This window comes from Photobacterium frigidiphilum (genome assembly GCF_003025615.1).
Taxonomy (GTDB): domain Bacteria; phylum Pseudomonadota; class Gammaproteobacteria; order Enterobacterales; family Vibrionaceae; genus Photobacterium; species Photobacterium frigidiphilum.
On sequence record NZ_PYMJ01000024.1, the window covers coordinates 1 to 19,099 of the forward strand.

The 19,099-nt window shown below is 41.9% G+C and carries 15 protein-coding genes; 2 read left to right on the forward strand and 13 right to left on the reverse strand.

All coding sequences use genetic code 11. The features are described from left to right. Nucleotides 1–219: 219 nt before the first annotated feature. The 5 genes from C9J12_RS19650 to rppH form a co-directional block, all read right to left on the reverse strand. Nucleotides 220–1,071, reverse strand: coding sequence for a thymidylate synthase (locus C9J12_RS19650; RefSeq protein WP_107244257.1), 852 nt, complete (start codon nt 1,069–1,071; stop codon nt 220–222). 159 nt (nt 1,072–1,230) lie between these two features. Next, a complete protein-coding gene (gene lgt, locus C9J12_RS19655; RefSeq protein WP_011217354.1) occupies nt 1,231–2,031 on the reverse strand; it encodes a prolipoprotein diacylglyceryl transferase in 801 nt (266 codons plus the stop codon). A gap of 74 nt (nt 2,032–2,105) precedes the next feature. Next, a complete protein-coding gene (locus C9J12_RS19660) occupies nt 2,106–2,909 on the reverse strand; it encodes a sulfite exporter TauE/SafE family protein (protein ID WP_107244258.1) in 804 nt (267 codons plus the stop codon). Nucleotides 2,910–2,940: 31 nt separating this feature from the next. Further along, nucleotides 2,941–5,196, reverse strand: coding sequence for a phosphoenolpyruvate--protein phosphotransferase (gene ptsP / locus C9J12_RS19665; RefSeq protein WP_107244259.1), 2,256 nt, complete (start codon nt 5,194–5,196; stop codon nt 2,941–2,943). 43 nt (nt 5,197–5,239) lie between these two features. Next, nucleotides 5,240–5,764, reverse strand: a complete 525-nt coding sequence (rppH, locus tag C9J12_RS19670) for an RNA pyrophosphohydrolase (protein ID WP_011217351.1) — start codon at nt 5,762–5,764, stop codon at nt 5,240–5,242. Nucleotides 5,765–6,777: 1,013 nt separating this feature from the next. Here rppH and mutH point away from each other — a divergent pair. Beyond that, nucleotides 6,778–7,446: a DNA mismatch repair endonuclease MutH gene (gene mutH, locus C9J12_RS19675; protein WP_107244260.1), complete on the forward strand. Its 669-nt coding sequence runs from the start codon at nt 6,778–6,780 to the stop codon at nt 7,444–7,446. Between the two features lie 56 nt (nt 7,447–7,502). Here mutH and C9J12_RS19680 read toward each other — a convergent pair whose 3' ends face one another. Continuing rightward, the gene (locus tag C9J12_RS19680) at nt 7,503–7,805 is read right to left on the reverse strand and encodes a DUF6482 family protein (protein WP_107244261.1); all 303 of its coding nucleotides are present in this window, start codon (nt 7,803–7,805) and stop codon (nt 7,503–7,505) included. Between the two features lie 174 nt (nt 7,806–7,979). On the opposite strand from C9J12_RS19680, the gene C9J12_RS19685 reads away from it, so the two are divergent. Further along, on the forward strand, nt 7,980–9,014 hold the full coding sequence (locus C9J12_RS19685; RefSeq protein ID WP_011217348.1) for an NADP(H)-dependent aldo-keto reductase: 1,035 nt from the start codon (nt 7,980–7,982) through the stop codon (nt 9,012–9,014). 284 nt (nt 9,015–9,298) lie between these two features. On the opposite strand, the gene C9J12_RS19690 is transcribed toward C9J12_RS19685, so the two are convergent. From C9J12_RS19690 to dsbC, 7 genes are all read right to left on the reverse strand, one after another. Further along, the gene (locus tag C9J12_RS19690) at nt 9,299–9,544 is read right to left on the reverse strand and encodes a hypothetical protein (protein WP_107244262.1); all 246 of its coding nucleotides are present in this window, start codon (nt 9,542–9,544) and stop codon (nt 9,299–9,301) included. A 496-nt stretch (nt 9,545–10,040) separates the two neighbouring features. After that, nucleotides 10,041–11,393: a VpsR-related response regulator gene (locus C9J12_RS19695; RefSeq protein WP_170111828.1), complete on the reverse strand. Its 1,353-nt coding sequence runs from the start codon at nt 11,391–11,393 to the stop codon at nt 10,041–10,043. A gap of 378 nt (nt 11,394–11,771) precedes the next feature. Continuing rightward, the gene (locus tag C9J12_RS19700) at nt 11,772–13,046 is read right to left on the reverse strand and encodes a dicarboxylate/amino acid:cation symporter (RefSeq protein WP_107244263.1); all 1,275 of its coding nucleotides are present in this window, start codon (nt 13,044–13,046) and stop codon (nt 11,772–11,774) included. A 535-nt stretch (nt 13,047–13,581) separates the two neighbouring features. Next, nucleotides 13,582–15,090, reverse strand: coding sequence for a lysine--tRNA ligase (gene lysS, locus C9J12_RS19705; protein ID WP_107244264.1), 1,509 nt, complete (start codon nt 15,088–15,090; stop codon nt 13,582–13,584). 32 nt (nt 15,091–15,122) lie between these two features. After that, nucleotides 15,123–16,221 (reverse strand): peptide chain release factor 2 gene (gene prfB / locus C9J12_RS19710; protein WP_107244265.1). Its coding sequence is split into 2 segments (ribosomal slippage): nt 15,123–16,145 and nt 16,147–16,221, totalling 1,098 coding nucleotides; the frame shifts between segments, so codons are not numbered across the junction. A 205-nt stretch (nt 16,222–16,426) separates the two neighbouring features. Further along, nucleotides 16,427–18,151 carry a single-stranded-DNA-specific exonuclease RecJ gene (gene recJ / locus C9J12_RS19715; RefSeq protein WP_107244313.1) on the reverse strand — a complete coding sequence of 575 codons (1,725 nt, stop codon included), beginning with the start codon at nt 18,149–18,151 and terminating at the stop codon, nt 16,427–16,429. A gap of 169 nt (nt 18,152–18,320) precedes the next feature. Beyond that, nucleotides 18,321–19,043 carry a bifunctional protein-disulfide isomerase/oxidoreductase DsbC gene (dsbC, locus tag C9J12_RS19720; protein WP_107244266.1) on the reverse strand — a complete coding sequence of 241 codons (723 nt, stop codon included), beginning with the start codon at nt 19,041–19,043 and terminating at the stop codon, nt 18,321–18,323. Nucleotides 19,044–19,099: the final 56 nt, after the last annotated feature.

A 19,099-nucleotide genomic window follows, 5' to 3' on the forward strand; every position in this document is an offset into this window, starting at 1 on the left:
TTCAACGGCGGCTACAACCTGCAATTTAAAGCCCAAAGTATAATCGCGTTGAGTACGTTTAACGGAGGGGGTGATTGATGTAGTCATAATAAGTCCTAAATGTGTAAACACATTTCAGGACGGGACAACCAACATAAAAAAGCCCCGCATTGATTATCAATGCGGGGCTTTTTTATGATCTTTACATCACAATTTATCGTGAAGAATACGCCTACACTTTTACACCGAAAATGGGTATTTTATCGCTTCATGATGCTCGTAGCCAAGCACTTCAAAATCATCCATTGTTACCCAAGTTTCCAAGTCTTCAAGACTTTTAATTTTTGGGTTAATGATGAGTTTAGGTGAAGCAAAAGGGGTACGCGTTAATTGCACATCACGTAGCAAAGACAACTGATCTTCATAGATATGTGCATTGATAATCTTGTGATAAGCCAGTCCTGGCTTCTTACCTGTAATCTGAGCCATTAGTGCCAGCAGTGTATAAACCTGAACTTGGTTAAAATTGAGCCCTAGAGGCACGTCACATGAACGCTGGTAGCTTGTTAGATACAATGTATCACCAAGCAATGAAAACGTGTGTGTGTGCATACAAGGACGTAAACACCCCATATCAAACTCACCTGGATTATAAAAAGTCAGGATTTCACCACGGTCATCAATACCTTCAGACAGGTTATCGACAATTTTTCGCAACTGATCGATGGTACTACCATCTGATTTCTGCCAGCTACGGCCTTGAACGCCGTACACCCGCCCCATATCATCTTCACCTTTACGGTGCGGATTATTCAGCCAAGCCAAATTGTCATTCGCATTCATGTCCCACGTTTTTGTTCCCAAGGCACGAAAATCAGCGGCATTATCATAACCACGGATGTAACCAAGTAACTCAGCAATAGCAGATTTCCAGAAGCTTTTACGAGTGGTTATAAGCGGAAACTGATTATTAGCCACATCAAACGTTAAATCGGCATTAACAACGGTAAGGCACCGCTTATTGGTTCGTTTATTTTCAATCCAAACGCCGTCGTCAACAATACGCTGACAGAGTTCTAAATACTGTTTCATCGTTTTACTCGCTATTAGCCCGCTTCATTCACACGTGCTCTTGTGTTCGATGGTAAGAAGTTTACCAGTTACCCATAACTCGCGACAGGGAATGAAATCAAAAAAAAGACAGCACCGTAAGATGCTGCCTCTGTTTGTATGTTTTAAAACGGGCGTCGTTTATGCCGTTTTAGGCTGTGCCTTGTAAGCCCATAGCATCAGTAATGCACCAAAAATAATCATTGGAGAAGACAATATTTGCCCCATACTGATCCAATCACCAAACAAACCTAACTGAGCATCAGGTTCACGGAAGTATTCAATAATAAAACGGAAACTACCGTAACCAATCAGGAATAGGCCCGATACTGCCCCGGCTGGGCGTGGCTTACGAATAAAGATATTCAAGATAATAAGTAGCACAAACCCTTCAAGGAACGCTTCATAGAGTTGCGATGGGTGACGAGGAAAAGGACCACCAGTAGGGAATACCATTGCCCATGGCATGTCGGTTACTCGTCCCCACAATTCGCCATTCATAAAGTTACCCATGCGCCCCATACCTAAACCAAATGGTACAAGCGGTGCAATAAAGTCGGCAACAGAAAAGAAAGTACGTTTATTACGATGGCCATACCAAAGCATCGCAGTCATTACACCAAGTAAACCGCCATGGAACGACATGCCGCCAGTCCATACTTGGAATAAATACAATGGATTATCGAGGAATAGTCCAAAGTTATAGAACAACACGTAACCAATACGACCGCCTAGCACGACACCTAGAAAGCCCGCGAATAACAAGTCACTCACTTGATCGCGTGTCCATCCACTGTTTGGTTTGTCTGCTCGGCGGTTCGCTAACCACATAGCAAAAAGGAAACCCACTAAATACATCAAGCCATACCAGCGAATCGCCAGAGGACCAAGTTGAATTAAAACTGGATCAATTGTCGGAAAGGTTAAAAAGCCTTGGCTCATTAAAATAATCTCTTAAAAGGGTAACAATCTAAATAGGAAGACAGGTTAAAACGCGTGTTTCTCGTTCTTTCCATTTATCCCAAAAACATTTTACTGCCAATAAATAACAGAAAAACGGCAAATATTTTCTTTAATGTCATCGTTGGTAAACGACTGACTAATGCTGCACCGTAACGAGTGGTAATTACAGAGGTCGATACAATACCAATCAATGCTGGTAGATAGACATAACCAATACTCATCGGTGGTAAGGCTGTTTCATTTAAGCCTGAAAAAATAAAACCAACCATACCTGCAACCGCAATAATTGCACCAGATAATGATGCACAGCCAATTGCTCGCCGCATCTCAACACCATGCCAGCTTAAGTACGGTACCGTTAACGAACCACCACCAATACCTGCAAGGCTTGAAATTACCCCAATCACCCCACCACTACAAGCACAAGCAATAGAGCTAGGTATAGGGCGTTGACTTGTCATTCGCATCGATAACAACATTTGTAATGCTAACAATAAAACGATAGTGGCAAAAATTTTGGGTAATAACTCGGTCGGCACCATTTCAGCAATAACGCTTCCGCCTAACCCACCAAGCACAATCCCCGGAGCCATTGATTTTACGATTGAAAAATCAATATTACCCAGTTTAAGGTGATTACGTGCTGAAGCGCCAGACGTCAAAACAATACTGGCTAATGAGGTTGCCAGTGCCATGTGCATCACTAAACTGTTGTCTATACCCGCAAGCGGCAATAACCAAACTAATGCAGGCACAACTAACAATCCCCCACCAATACCTAATAAGCCCGCAAACAGCCCAACAACAGACCCCAACAACAAACACATGGCAAATAACCATAACGTGCCTTCTAACATCTAGTAACCTCTTTTATGCCTAGCACGCTTATTATTTACCCGCACGGATAAAGCCACCTAATCCACGATCTTCAACAAATTTTGTTGTCATCGTTCGTACATCAACAGATAACACTGAGCCTAAAGCAAACTGCGCTAACGACTCCATTTCTGGTACTGTTATATGACGTAATATGTACTTTATTTTCGCTACATTGCGGGTATTCATACTCAATGAACGGTATCCCATTCCTACCAGCAACAATGCCCCCACAGGGTCACCAGCCAGTTCTCCACATAAGCAAACAGGAATATCCATTTGCTTTCCCGCATCAATAATATGCTTTAACGCATTTAAAACTGCAGGGTGTAATGCATCATAGACATTCGCAACCCGTGCATTGTTCCGATCAACGGCTAATAAATATTGTGTTAGATCGTTACTGCCGACTGAAATAAAGTCGACTCGCCCTTTCAATATCGGTAATTGATACAAAATAGAAGGCACTTCAATCATGATACCAATGCGTGGTCGTTGTAGTTCAAACCCTTGCTCTTTCGCTTGCAGAGACACTTCATCAAATGCACGATCAATCAACACTTTCGCATCGTCTAGCTCGGCAATCCCAGAAATCATCGGCAACAATATATCCATGTTATTCAAACCAATACTGGCTTTTAACATGGCACGTACTTGAATAAGAAAGATTTCAGGATGATCCAATGTGAAGCGAATTCCTCGCCATCCCAAAAAAGGATTATCTTCTTCAATCGTCAGATAAGGCAACGGCTTATCACCACCAATATCCAGTGTACGCATGACGACAGATTTATCAGGATACGTGGCTAAAATAGAATGATATTGCGATGTTTGTTCTTCTTCTGATGGGAAGCTTCGTTGCAGTAGAAAAGGGACTTCCGTTCGGTATAAGCCAACACCATCCACTCCTCGATTGACGGCAATATTGGTATCGGCACTCAAGCCTGCATTCAAATGAATGTAAATTCGCTCATTATCTTTCGTGTATGACGCTTTGCCTAGCTCTCCCTCAACGGTCTTAGTGAGCTCATTTTCTTCATCAAGTAGACGTCGATATTCAGCCAATACATGTACGTTAGGGTTAATAAGAAGGTCGCCGCTATAGCCATCAACGATCACTTCACACTGATGTACCTTTTCTGGAATAAAGTCGACACCCATAATTGCAGGAATGCCCAAGGCGCGAGATAAAATAGCGGCATGTGAGTTTGATGCGCCTTCCTGTGCAACGACGCCAGCTAACATACCAGGCGGAATCGCTGCTAACATTGCCGCCGTTAATTCTCTCGTTAATAGAACGACGGGATTATCCCATTGATACTCGGTTGATTCTTTATTGTGGAGAAAAAATAATAATCGCTGACCTAACTCGCGAATATCTTGAGCTCGCTCTTTTAAGTATTCATCTTTCATGTTGGCAAAGCGCGATGAATACGCTTCAACTACCTGCCGGATTGCCCACTCGGCTTTATCGCCACTTGCTACCTTGGCAAACAGATCTTTACGTAGCATAGGGTCATTTAATAAGTGATTAAACAAATCAAAAATCGCTAAGGTTTCTTTTTGTAGTTCACTATCAAACCGTTTTCTTAAGCGGCGGAACTCTGTACTCGCCAAGTCAATGGCAATACTTAATCGCTCTTGTTCTTCATTACGATCTAAACACGATGCAGGGAGTACATGCTCCAGCAAGGGTTGGGTGTCATCCCACCATGCTGTCGCCACAGCCACACCAGGCGAAGCTGGCGCCCCCACTAAATGCATTCCATCATGTTGATCTGGCCACATACCTTGGGCTTTTGCATGTGCAAAAACAACCGCTAGCTGTGCAGCCAATGTGACCATAAAAGATTCTTCGCTTTCATCAAATTCACGTCGTTGACGCTGCTGAATAACCAACACGCCCAAAACCTTACGCTGATGAATAATCGGTGTACCGAAGAAAGAGCCAAATGACTCTTCTCCGATATCAGGAAGGTGCTTGAAATGTGGGTGGGTACTTGCATCGGCGACATTTATTGGCTCAGCTCTGCTGCCAACTAAACCCACTAATCCCTCGTTAAAGCCTAAGCCAACTTGATGATGAGGTTTCGTTAAACCCTGAGTCGCCATCAAGGTATATTCTTGCTTGTCGTCATCAGCAATATACACAGAGCAACACTCAGTATTCATTGCTTTACATGTATTAATAACAAGCTGATCAAGCGCTTCAATTAAGCTTTGAGCGCTTGCGACTTTCTCAACGATCTCTCTAAGCTGTATCAGCATAGTTAGTAGCCTTACCTGCTATACCATTAAGGATGGTTCCGATTTACCCTCGTTTGCTTTTGTAACGTTTTAATTTTCTTTCTTTCCGTTCTTTAAACGGCATCGCTATTGCGGCAAACTCTTTTAACGCTCGACGGTAAACATCGCGCTTAAAAGAAACAACTTGTCTCACCGGATACCAATAACTGACCCAACGCCAACCATCAAATTCCGGTGTACTACCGCGCTGCATATTAACCCTTGACTCATCGCATTCCAGACTGAGCAAAAACCACTTTTGTTTTTGCCCGATACAAACAGGTTTGGAATCCCACCTTACAAGACGCTTCGGTAACTTATACCGTAGCCAATGACGGCTAGAAGCTAAAATCCTGACATCTTTCTTGGTAAGTCCCACTTCCTCATACAATTCCCGGTACATCGCTTGTTCAGGCGTTTCTCCCTCATCGATGCCACCTTGTGGAAACTGCCAAGAATGTTGTCCATATCGTCGAGCCCAGAAAACTTGGCCATGGCTATTACAGATAACTATCCCTACATTAGGGCGGTATCCATCGCCATCTATCACTGGACGACCTCAAGTATAAATATCTATTAACAGTGATTTTTTCACAGATCGAGGGGAAGGGTAAACAAACATTCCCGTTTATGAACGTTTTTTACTACTCAGCCCCCACTTTATGGATAACTTTTCGACCGTGACCACTTTATAAACAGGCTAATGAGACCTACCCCACATTTATTCACTCTTTCTGTGGATAGATTTGTGTAGAAGCGTTAATAAACGCTTGTTTCATCACTTAACCAACGAATGCACATATAATGAAATGACAAAAAAACAAAAAATAAACACTTATTTATCATTAAGATAAATAGTTTATATTATTAATAAAAACTTTGAATCTGCGTTCGTTATAACGTAAAAAACAAGATCGGTTAAAGATCCACCGATCCCAACTTTATCCACACTATAAATGCATACAAGCTAAAAAAATAATTAAAAACCGTCCAAATAACCAACAAACACCTGTTTACTTATACAGTCTCAATAAAATGAAAATATTTGCTCCATTTGCCTGTGGATATCTTTCTGAAAGATCATTACATTTATCTTTCACTCGATAAAATGTAACTAAAACAAACCGCTGACAATAATGAAAAGCAAAATAAAAACAAACAAATTCAAATGGTTAATAGAAAGTAATCATTTGATAGCTTTACCGTTTCGTCACTAATTTCACAAGATCATGTAAATATCCTACATTTTCCTAAGAATAATCACTTATTCTCAATCAGCAGATGCTTTTCACTCACTATATGAGTGTATACCCATGTTACCTCAAGGTGCTTTGTCAGGCGCAAAGCAACTCGCACCAATCTGCGTTGTTATAAAATCTCTATGTAGAATAACTATACTTCAATTTTATGCCTAGCATCTTGGCACGATTTGCCTTGCTGACTTTGCATCTTGAAGTATCATGGGTATATTCTTACATCACTTTACCAATTCGTATATTTTGGTATTTGGCAACAACCTAGCTATTAATCCGATTTTTCATCAAAACTCATTATTAAAATGTTATGCAACCAACACCTAAATCAGAATCAGAACTGTTATTACGCGCCCAAGATCTAGCAGGATCGACATTAGGAGAACTTGCTGAACAGGCTGGAATAATCACACCACCCGATCTTAAGCGCGATAAAGGTTGGATTGGTCAATTACTTGAGTGGCATCTTGGTGCAATGGCGGGCAGCAAGCCGATTCCTGATTTTCCTGAATTAGGGATTGAGCTAAAAACCATCCCAATCGGATACAGCGGAAAGCCACTTGAAACCACATTTGTATGTGTTGCTCCGTTGATTGGCTTACATGGTTTACGTTGGGGAAATAGTCATATTCGCCATAAATTGGCTCGAGTATTATGGGTTCCTGTTGAAGGTGAACGCGACATCCCGCTAGCCGATCGCCATGTTGGCTCTCCCTTACTTTGGAGTCCATCGATCGAAGAAGAGCAACAGCTTCGCCAAGATTGGGAAGAGTTGATGGATATGATCGTATTAGGTCGAGTGGAACATATCACTGCTCGGCATGGCGAGGTACTCCAACTTCGCCCTAAAGCCGCTAACAGCCGAGCATTAACTGAAGCATATGGCGCAAATGGTCAACCAATCAAAACCTTACCTCGTGGATTTTATTTAAAAACCCACTTCACAGCTGCCATCTTAGCGCGTCATTTCATTCTCTAATTCATCAGCAGCAAACCAATATTCATTGTGCTATCAGATCTATATCGTCAACATAATCAAAGCGAGATAATCATATCTTCACGGCATGTTGATAACTGACCGTCGGGTGAAAACTCATCGTACGGATCAATAACACGCAATACGATCGATGTAATACCTAGCGGGCGTAATAAGCTTTTAACGTGTTCAATTGATTGAAAATTAAGCATTTCATCTTGATCATCTTTTAGTGGAACCAATTGATGCTTGTATTCTATTTCCATTAAATAACCAGATTGCCCAGCGTAACTGGTTAATACACATTTAGGTATTTGACCTTCGCTCGACTTTAACCAATGTTTCAGTTGAGATAGCTTCATCGCTATTCCTTAGCTTCGTTTTTAAAGCCTGAGTAATATTTCAGTCAATATAACTATGTGTCATGTTTTGGCTGTCGGCAAGTTAGGATCTGCCCAAAACAACAAATACTTACTTCTCAAGATCTTACTGCCTTGATATATTGAAGTAACAGCACATCAGTCCAAGGAAGGCTTATGGAATACCATAAAATCCCCCATTCATCATTAGAAGTCAGTAAAATTTGTTTAGGAACAATGACTTTTGGTGAACAAAACACAGAGTCAGAAGCTCATGACCAACTCGATTTTGCTTTTGAGCGTGGTGTGAATTTCATTGATACCGCAGAAATGTACCCTGTTCCCCCTAAGCAAGAAACGCAGGGGCTCACAGAAACCTACATTGGTAACTGGCTCAAGAAATCGGGGAAACGCGATAAAGTCATTTTAGCGACGAAAGTAGCAGGACCTCGCTCGCTCCCTTATATTCGTGATGATATGGCACTTGATCGTCGTCATATCCACGATGCGGTAGAAACCAGCTTAAACCGCTTACAAACAGATTATATCGATTTGTACCAATTGCACTGGCCACAGCGTGAAACAAACTGCTTTGGTCAATTGAATTACACGTACAGTGAAGATGCAACAGGCGTCACGATCACCGATACACTCGAAGCATTAGCGGAATTAGTCAATGCAGGGAAAATTCGTCACATCGGCTTATCGAATGAAACACCATGGGGAGTAATGTCATTTCTGAAATTAGCAGAAAAGCACAACCTTCCTCGTGTTATTTCAATCCAAAACCCGTACAACTTATTAAATCGTAGTTTTGAAGTTGGGCTATCAGAAATAAGCCATCATGAAGGGGTTGAGTTACTGGCTTATTCACCTTTAGCTTTTGGTGCATTAAGCGGAAAATATTTGAACGGAGCACGCCCTGATGGTGCGCGATGTACACTGTTCGAACGATTCTCTCGTTACTTCAATCCACAAGGTATCGCAGCCACACAAGCTTATATTGATATCGCAAATAAACATGGTCTTGACCCAGCACAAATGGCACTCGCTTTTATTAATCAGCGTCCGTTTGTCGCTTCCAATATTATTGGTGCCACCAACCTAGATCAGCTTGAATCCAATATTTCAAGTCTAGATGTAACACTGAGTAATGATGTACTTAAAGACCTTGAATTAGTTGGTGTGACTTATTCAAACCCTTGCCCTTAGACAAAAAAATGCCCCTGGTTTTTAAAACAGGGGCCAATAACATTAGCTCAACCAGCATGTATCTAGCTATAGTGATACGTAGATACATGGCTATATTGATACAGATAACTTTATCGAATTAACCTTTCGATCTCGAGACAGTTTTCGTAGCAAAGCTACGTAAACTGTTACAACTCATGTCATTCGATTAACACGCATTGCCCTTCCGATAAAGCCAAACAATGTATACATGCAGGCTGAGTTACGGCGCCCTATTCTTAGGAAAGTAGAATAAGGCGCTAACATTACGTTATAAGTCTAGATTTAAACCTTCGTCTAAGATTATAAACTTTACGTTCTGCTGGAGTAGTACTTAAGCCTACCTTCATACGACCATCTCTCTCGACACCAATATCTTTTAATACATGCTGAGATAGATGAGGTAAATTAGCTAAAATACGACAGCGCTCACGACGAAATACTTCGTGCTCACGATGAATATCTAGACGAATAAGTAGAACCGCAAGGTGTAAATAAACTGATTGGCGCATAAGAATGCTCTCCATTTAATGAGATTAAAGGAGGGATACAGATATGCTGACGAGAATTTGCTTACAACTGCTCACCGCGACAGATACCCGCGGCCCATAGACACAGCGGATGCTGTTAGTTTTTTGAAAATTGCTTAGTGGCATCAACAGCAAGACGCGTACAATTCATCATAGTGATAGTGTTCATGTGTACCTCCTGAAGTGACGTTATAGTGTTGAAATGAGTGTTAATTTTAACCACTTACAATTATTTAACAAGCATATATTTCAGCTAGAATGCATAACAATGTTATATGCTATAACTGTTTTTTGTACATTATAAATATATTGTAAAATATCTTAATTTCGATAAGCCAACAGCATGAGTGACCATTTTTCAATCACATTGAATTCATGACCGCCAGTATGTTATCAACTTATACTCGCGAGTATGACCACGTAATTAGCCTTCATAAAAAAACGCTACATAAGCGTTTTTTTGCATCGATAAATTCAATTACGGGTTATCACGAAAATTCCGTGGAGCAGGCACTAAATCATGTTTATTCAACAATCTATACATAGTTGCACGAGAAACCCCTAGTTCACGGGCTGCAGCTGAAATTTGACCTTTATTATTCTCTAATACCGTTAGCAGTGCCCCACGCTCCGATTCTTCTCTGATCGTTTTTAAGCTTTGCTTATCGTCATTTAGCCGCGGTATATCAAGATGATCCGCTTCAATACTTTTATCTTCAGCCAACAGTACAGCACGTTTTACTTGGCTAATTAATTCTCGTACATTCCCCGGCCAAGGGTATGTGATTAACATTTTTTGGGCTTCATCAGAAAAGTGCTTTGCAACGCTGTTATATTGTCTGGCAAATTTCAGCAATAAAAACTCTGCAAGTAAGCTGATATCGCAGCCTCGCTCCCGCAATGCAGGCACGACAAGCGTAACAACATTTAAACGATATAGAAGGTCTTGCCTTAATTTACCCTCAGCGACGAGCTGCTCTACAGGGTAGCTGGTTGAAACAATAACCCTAATATCTGATGTTACCTTTTCACCAGCAGCTGTCGTGAATGTGTCATCTTGAATAAACTGTAAGAGCTCTTGTTGTCTCTGATCTGACAACGCTGATATTTCATCGAGATATAAGATGCCTTTATCAGCTAAAGCAAAGCAACAAGGGGAAGAATTCATATCACAATGCTGTTCATCGTTACTATCACTGAACCAGTCTGCTGTAACCGTTTCACAGCTAACCCGAACAAATGCATTATTGGCACGGGTTGATGCTTGATGAACTGCCCGAGCAACCAACTCTTTTCCTGTGCCCATTTCACCTTCAATAAAGACAGACACATCATTTGCTGCAATACGTTGTACTTGATGGCGAAGCCTCTTCATGACTTCAGTGGTTCCTTGCAAACCTTGTTGGCCAAATCGCCCTAAATCAGGCCATACTTTGCGCTCTAACTGTAACATTCCCAGTTGATGACCAATGGTTTCTTGTAACTGAGCAGCAGGCGTCGGTGAAGTGAAGTAATCAATACAGAAGCTAGCAATAAATTGGCAAATGGCGTCTGAAGCAAGCTGCTCTTCTCGCACAACAGCTAACCAACGCACTTGTTTATTACGGTTAACCAGCGTCGCTATACCATTGATGCTGAAGTCATCTTTACTCAGGTCGACAACACCAATACAAGGACCTATATCCAATAATAAAGACTCAGCGGCTCTTAGGTCATAACAGCGATGGCATACCCAGCCTGCTTGCTCTAAAGAGGGCAACCATGATTGAGAACTACCACCAAAGACCACTAGCGCTCCTGGCATTACTCCCATATTAACCCCTATTTTCATCATTAAGCCTTTAGATAATAAACAATAACCATGTGATATAACGTCCTAAATATAGAGCACAACCGACAGTACCATGCAGGTATATCGATTAATGATATATGCCACAATTAACCCATTGCAACTTGTTTACTATAAATGTGGGGTATGCTCCTGTTTTTTCTAACAATAGATGTATCTACACCATGGATAATGCGGTTAATATGGCAAAAATAGCAAACAATTCAATAATGAAAGATTCTAATTAAGATGAATATAATCTGATCATTACCATCAATAAAATTAATAATATAAAGAATTGTAGTAGGTAAAAAATCATAAAACGAAAAAAAGCGCCGAAAGGCGCTTCTTATTAAGCTTTGTTTCTTTACCGCATATTGTTTAGCTAACGGTTACAGGTGTCGCTTCAACGTCATCAGCTGGTACGCCAATTTCATTTTCACTCTTTGCCACAATCGTGTTTACAGCCGTATCACCAACAACATTTGAGCTGGTACAGAACATATCGTTAATACGGTCAACCGCAGCAACAATTGCTAGACCTTCTGGCGGTAAACCCAATTGGTGAAGCAATACACCAACCATCACAATACCGCCACCCGGAACACCACCAGCGCCAATTGATAGCAACAAGATAGTTAAGCCCAGCGTAAATAAGTCGGCTGTATTAATTGGCTGACCAAATGCATTCGCCACGAAAATTGTTGCCAGTGCGATGTAAATAGAGACACCAGACATGTTCATTGTGGCACCCAATGGCACACCAAAACCAGCGACTGACTTAGAGACGCCAATCTTATCTGTCAGCGTACGCATGGTTACTGGAATGGTTGCATTTGAGCTTGCTGTTGATAGTGAGAATAAAATCTGCTCACGGGTATGACGAAGGAAAGTAGTCGGTTTAATGCCAGTTGTAATGCCAACCATCATTGGATAGAAGAAGAAAATCCAGAAAACCAACATCGCAACAACTAGGCCAACATAACCAGCCACAGACATTAAAGTATTACCATCTAATGTCGCACCTAGTTGAATCATCAGTGCAAACACACCGAATGGCGCTAAGCTCATAACCAAGCCCACTAGCTTCATCATGATTTCGTTTGCCATCTTGAATGTTTTGATTGCAGGACCGCCACGCTTATCAAGCGCTTGAATCGCAAGGCCCGTCAAAATAGCCATGAAGATGATTTGTAGCATATCGCCATTTGCAAAAGCTTGTACTGGGTTGCTTGGTACAATGTTAACAATTAGAGAGAAAATATCAGGGGTTTCTGTTGTCGTTAATTCAACGGATTTTTCTACAGTACCCGCTAAATTAGCACCGGCACCCGGTTGGAAAATCATACCAACAGTTAATGCTGCTGCAATCGCGATAATGGTATTAATAATGTATAGAGCAAAGGTTTTACCACCTAAGCGACCAAATGCAGTGATGTCTTTCAATTCAACGATACCGCAAACAATCGATACGTAGACAAGAGGTACTACAAGTAATTTAATCAGTGAAACGAACATACCGCCAGCGCCTTCCGCTAAGCCAAGTACGTAGGTATCCATCAACGTCACGCCATTAAATAAGTACTGTATTGCTGTACCTATAATCAGACCTATAAATAGGCCCGCAAATATCTTTCCTGATAACGATTTATTCATCGTCCATCTCCAGTTGGTTGTGCTTAGTAATGTTAGATTTACATTGCGTTCCCACTGTTCCTCGTGGGTTGAGCGACATTTTACATAGATGATAAAAGGATAAAAGGAAATATTTTACAATACAGTTACAAGTGAGCGACAAAAAAGAACATTAATAGATCAGACAAATCACAGTATAAAAAACTAAATAATATATAAAACGGTAACTTATAAGCAGTGTGAATAGCAGAATGTATGGAGGTAAAGCAAAGGAAGGCTTAAATATTAAATGACGAGTTATGTGAATTGAATCACATCGAGAGTTTCCTTATGAGGGTTATTTACACAAAAATCTATTATTGGAAACTTCCGTTGCTTTGCGATATTGGCTAGGTTCACCGAAAAATAGGCTGGGATTTAAAGATGCATAGCAAGGAAATTTACAGAAATTGAAGTAATAAAATACATAACGCACATAATAAAAAAGCCACTCATTGAGTGGCTTCTATTTCTTCATATTACGCTGAAAACGGCGCAACAAAAACTAAAGCAATGATTATGCTTTGTTTTGCGGACGTAGTGCAGGGAACAAGATTACGTCACGGATAGTATGTGTGTTAGTGAACAACATTACTAAACGGTCGATACCGATACCCTGACCAGCTGTTGGCGGTAAGCCGTGCTCTAGTGCAGTAATGTAGTCTGCATCGTAGTACATAGCTTCATCATCACCAGCATCTTTCGCGTTCACCTGCGCTTTAAAACGCTGATCTTGATCTTGTGCATCGTTAAGCTCAGAGAAGCCATTCGCAACTTCACGACCACCAATGAAGAATTCAAAACGGTCAGTAATGAAATCATTCGTATCGTTACGACGCGCCAATGGAGAGATATCTGCTGGATATTCAGTAATGAACGTTGGTTGCATTAACTGAGGTTCAGCTGTCTCACCAAAGATTTCTTCAAGAAGTTGACCACATGTCCAGAATTTTTCAACGTAGATATCAAGACCACGTGCGATGTTAGCCATCAGTTCGCGATCTGCAACTTGCTCGTAAGTAAGCGCTTGAATTTCAGCGTTGTCTGGGTTGTATTGCTTGATTGCATTTAACATGCTGATACGTGGGTATGGGCCACCAAAATCAACAATTGCATCGCCATATGGTAGTTTAGGCGAACCGTGTAGATCAGTTGCAATGCTGCTTAGCATTTCTTCCGTCAGATCCATCAGATCGTTGTAATCTGCGTACGCCATGTAGAATTCCATCATGGTGAATTCTGGATTATGACGAGGAGAAAGTCCTTCGTTACGGAAGTTACGGTTAATTTCGAATACACGCTCAAAACCACCAACCACTAGACGCTTCAAGTAAAGCTCCGGTGCAACACGTAGATACATATCGATATCTAACGCATTGTGGTGAGTAATAAATGGACGTGCCGTTGCGCCACCAGGGATAACGTGCATCATTGGTGTTTCAACTTCCATGAAGTCTTTCTTCATCATGAAGTTACGAATTGCACTCACAACTTTAGAACGCATGATCATCGTGTTACGAGAATCTTCGTTAACAATCAAATCAACGTAACGCTGACGGTAACGCGTTTCTTGATCTGTAAGACCGTGGAACTTCTCTGGTAACGGACGAAGTGCTTTTGTTAGCAACTCGTAGTTATCCATAGTCACGTAAAGATCGCCTTTACCTGATAAGTGAAGCTGACCTTTAACACCGATGATGTCACCGATATCAAGACCTGAGTACTTCTCTTTTAATTCTTTTTGTACTGTTTTATCAGCATAAGCCTGAATACGACCCGATACATCTTGAATCGCTAAAAATGGACCACGTTTAGCCATAACACGGCCAGCGATAGCAACGATGTGGCCTTCTTCTTCAAGCTCCGGTTTCGTTTTCTCACCGAAAGTAGCCTGTAGATCGGCAGCTAAGCTGTCGCGACGGAAATCATTTGGGTGACCGTTTGCTTTACAGTTTTCGCGGATCATTTCTAGCTTTGCACGGCGCTCAGCAATCAGCTTGTTTTCGTCTTGTACTTGATCAGTCATGGGGGGAACCTTTAATTATTAACCCAATTCGGTTAGAGACCTGATTTCAGGCTAGCTTCGATAAAACGGTCTAAATCGCCGTCAAGTACAGCTTGGGTGTTACGATTCTCCACCCCTGTACGTAAATCTTTAATGCGCGAGTCATCCAATACGTATGAACGAATTTGGCTGCCCCAACCAATATCAGACTTAGAGTCTTCATTGGCTTGCTTTTCAGCATTTTGCTTTTGCATCTCAAACTCGAACAGTTTGGCTTTCAACTGCTTCATTGCTTGATCTTTGTTCTTATGCTGAGAACGGTCATTCTGACATTGCACCACAATATTGGTTGGAACGTGCGTAATACGTACCGCAGATTCCGTGGTGTTTACGTGCTGACCACCCGCTCCTGATGCGCGGTATACATCGATACGCAAATCAGAAGGGTTAATATCAATAACAATGTTGTCATCAATTTCTGGGTAAACAAACGCAGAAGCAAATGAAGTATGGCGGCGACCACCTGAATCAAACGGTGATTTACGCACTAAACGGTGAACACCGGTTTCAGTACGTAGCCAGCCGTAGGCATACTCACCTACCAGGCGAATGGTTGCTGATTTAAGACCCGCAACATCACCCGCAGAGACTTCGATAATCTCTGTTTTAAAGCCTTTTGCATCAGCCCAACGTAAATACATACGTAACATCATTGATGTCCAGTCCTGAGCTTCTGTACCGCCCGAACCAGCTTGTAGGTCGATGTAACAATCTGATGAATCGTATTCACCCGAGAACATACGGCGGAATTCAAGCTTGGCTAGCTTCGCTTCCAACTCTGCCAGTTCTGGCTCAATTTCATCAAATGTTTCTTGATCGTCTTCTTCTACCGCTAATTCAAGTAAACCCGCAACGTCTTCTACGCCCAGGTCTAGTTGATCGATAGTTTCAACCACGGCTTCTAATGCTGCGCGTGATTTACCTAGAGCTTGAGCGCGTTCTGGCTCATTCCATACAGCTGGTTGCTCTAGTTCTGCATTGACCTCTTCTAGTTGCTCTTTCTTAGCATCATAGTCAAAGGTACCCCCTAAGGATGTCAGTACGTGCTGATACATCCTCAAGTCGGTTTTTTATTGGATTAATCTCGAACATTGCCACTCTTCATCACCGAAACGGACACAACCGCAAGATTCTATCGAATTGTCTCTAGAATATACAGCGCTGTAATGGGGTTTCTTACCCTAATTGTTGAGAGATAGCGATCATCTATGTCTCAACTTCAGCATTAAGCCGAAGATGATAAACCTTGAAGCCGTTTATCATCTTGTTAAGCATCAATTTTATTGCGGTATATTGATCATTTTGCGACCAAGTGTTCAATCATCAATTGCACACTTCGATTTCCACGAAATTCATTCACATCGAGTCGATAAACAAGATCAACGTGTTGTACTGAAGCATCAGGCCAAGATTTAAGATCAACGTTAAAAGCAATGGCATCGATAACGCTGCCCCCATTTATCGGCTCAACCATCATTTTTAAATGCTTACTGCCCACCAGCTTCTGATGCAATAAACGGAACGTGCCATCAAATGATGGTTCAGGGAATTGCTGCCCCCAAGGGCCACCATTGCGTAACACTTCTGCGGTCTCAATATTCAACTCGTTCGTAACGAGTTCACCGTCGGTCAAAAAGACACCTTTAAGTGCATCTTCATTTAACTGGCTACGCACAATGTCATCAAACGCTTTACTAAAACCGGTAAGTTGGTCTTCAGGAATGGTTAAACCAGCCGCCATCGCGTGACCACCAAACTTTAAAATCATCCCTGGATTTCGCGTATCGATAAGATCAAGCACATCTCGCATATGTAAACCGGGAATAGAACGGCAAGATCCTTTAATTTCACCATTTCCCGCATCAGCAAATGCAATGACAGGGCGGTGATATAAATCTTTAATACGTGATGCCAAAATACCAATCACACCTTGATGCCAATCGCGTTGAAATAACGCCAAACCATAAGGCATATCTTGCTGATTAAATGAGATGCGCTCACAAATAGCCAGCGCTTCTTCTTTCATGCCATGTTCTATTTCTTTTCGTGTTTGGTTTAGACCATCAAGCTCTGATGCCATACGGCGTGCTGCTTGAATGTGGTTACATAGCAATAACTCAACACCAAAAGACATGTCATCTAATCGCCCTGCCGCATTAATACGGGGACCAAGCGCAAAACCCAAATCGCTCGTCACTAAACGGGCCGGATCGCGATTTGCCACTTCAATTAATGCTTGTATACCAGGGCGGCATTTACCTGCTCGAATTCGCTGAAGGCCTTGATGCACGAGTATCCGATTATTCCCATCAAGTGCCACCACATCAGCCACTGTGCCCAATGCAACTAAATCCAGCAGCTCTGCTAAGTTCGGCACTGGAATACCTTGCTGTTCGAACCAATTGATATTTCGCAATTCAGCACGCAAGGCTAGCATTATATAAAAAGCTACCCCCACACCACATAGTGCTTTAGAAGGAAACGTACACACATCGAGGTTAGGGTTTACGATGGCATCAGCAATGGGTAACTCTTTACCTTGTAAGTGATGATCGGTCACCAATACTAGCATGCCTTTGGCTTTTGCAGCGGCCACACCGGCAATCGACGATACACCATTATCAACCGTCATGATCACTTCTGCACCACGTGCTTCAGCTTGATCCACTACTTCTGGGCTTAAGCCGTAGCCATCTTCAACGCGGTTAGGAATTAAATAATCGACATTGCTACAGCCAAGCATGCGCAATGCCAATACCGATAAGGCTGAACTAGTGGCACCATCGGCGTCGAAATCACCCACGATGATAATACGTCGATTTTCAGCCAATGCCGTAACCAATAACTGCACGGCAGGCTTGATACCATGCAGTTGATCGTAACTTAATAGCCCTTTTGCACCACGCTCAAGTTCCAGCTCTGATGCAATACCACGACTCGCATAAATACGCTGTAATAATGGTGGCGTCACAGATGAAAAGCCGGAAATATCGGCAGTCGGTCGACGTTTAACTTCAATCATAATAGGTAATTTCCGGCATGTGTAATGTGTGCTTAATGCATCACATTCTATCTCAATTTTTGATACAAACCATGAAAAAAGCCCGTAATCTGACTGAATCACATTACGGGCTTTCATGATGTATTATTTGGCACTTGTGACCAGTAAAAGTCTATAAGCAAACCATATATTAGCTACGGCTATCTAACATTTTACGCAGCATAGGCGCTGGCTGATAACCAGGCAGCATTGTGCCATCTTCCAAGATTAATGCAGGCGTACCACTCACACCCATAGCAACACCTAATTCATAATGCTTACGAACAAGGTCTTCACGTAACTTAATGCCACTGTCGTCAAATGTGCCGCCCTTCGCATCATTCATTGCTTTTGCTTTATCTTTCGCGCCCCAAATAGCACTCATTTGCTCGAAGTTACCAGAACGCTCGCCACCACGTGGGAAAGCAAGGTAACGAATGGTGATACCCGCATTATTATATGCTTGCATTTCACCATGTAACTTACGGCAATAACCACATGTCGTATCGGTAAAAACAGTCACGACATATTTTTCGTCTTTCGCAGGATAGATGATCATTTCATCTTCCATACCTTGCAGTTTGTCTTTGTTAATCTTCGCCATTTTTTGTTCGGTTAGATTCACTGGCTCGGCACCCGTATTCTGATACAAATGCCCTGCAATAAAGTAATTACCATCATCAGACACGTAAACAACGCCACGCTTAGTCACCGCTTCGTTCATGCCTGAAATAGGAGAAGGAGAAATCGAGCTTGGAGCTAAACCTAGCGCACCCAATTTCGTTTTAATTGCAGCCTCGTCGGGCTTTGCTGCTGCAGAAAAAGCAGTTAACGCAACCACAGTCGCAAGTAATGTTCGGCCAAAAAAGTGCATTCGACTAGATCCTTTAAAAAAGTAATATAAAGAGTAGACCAGTGAGAGTCCGAAAA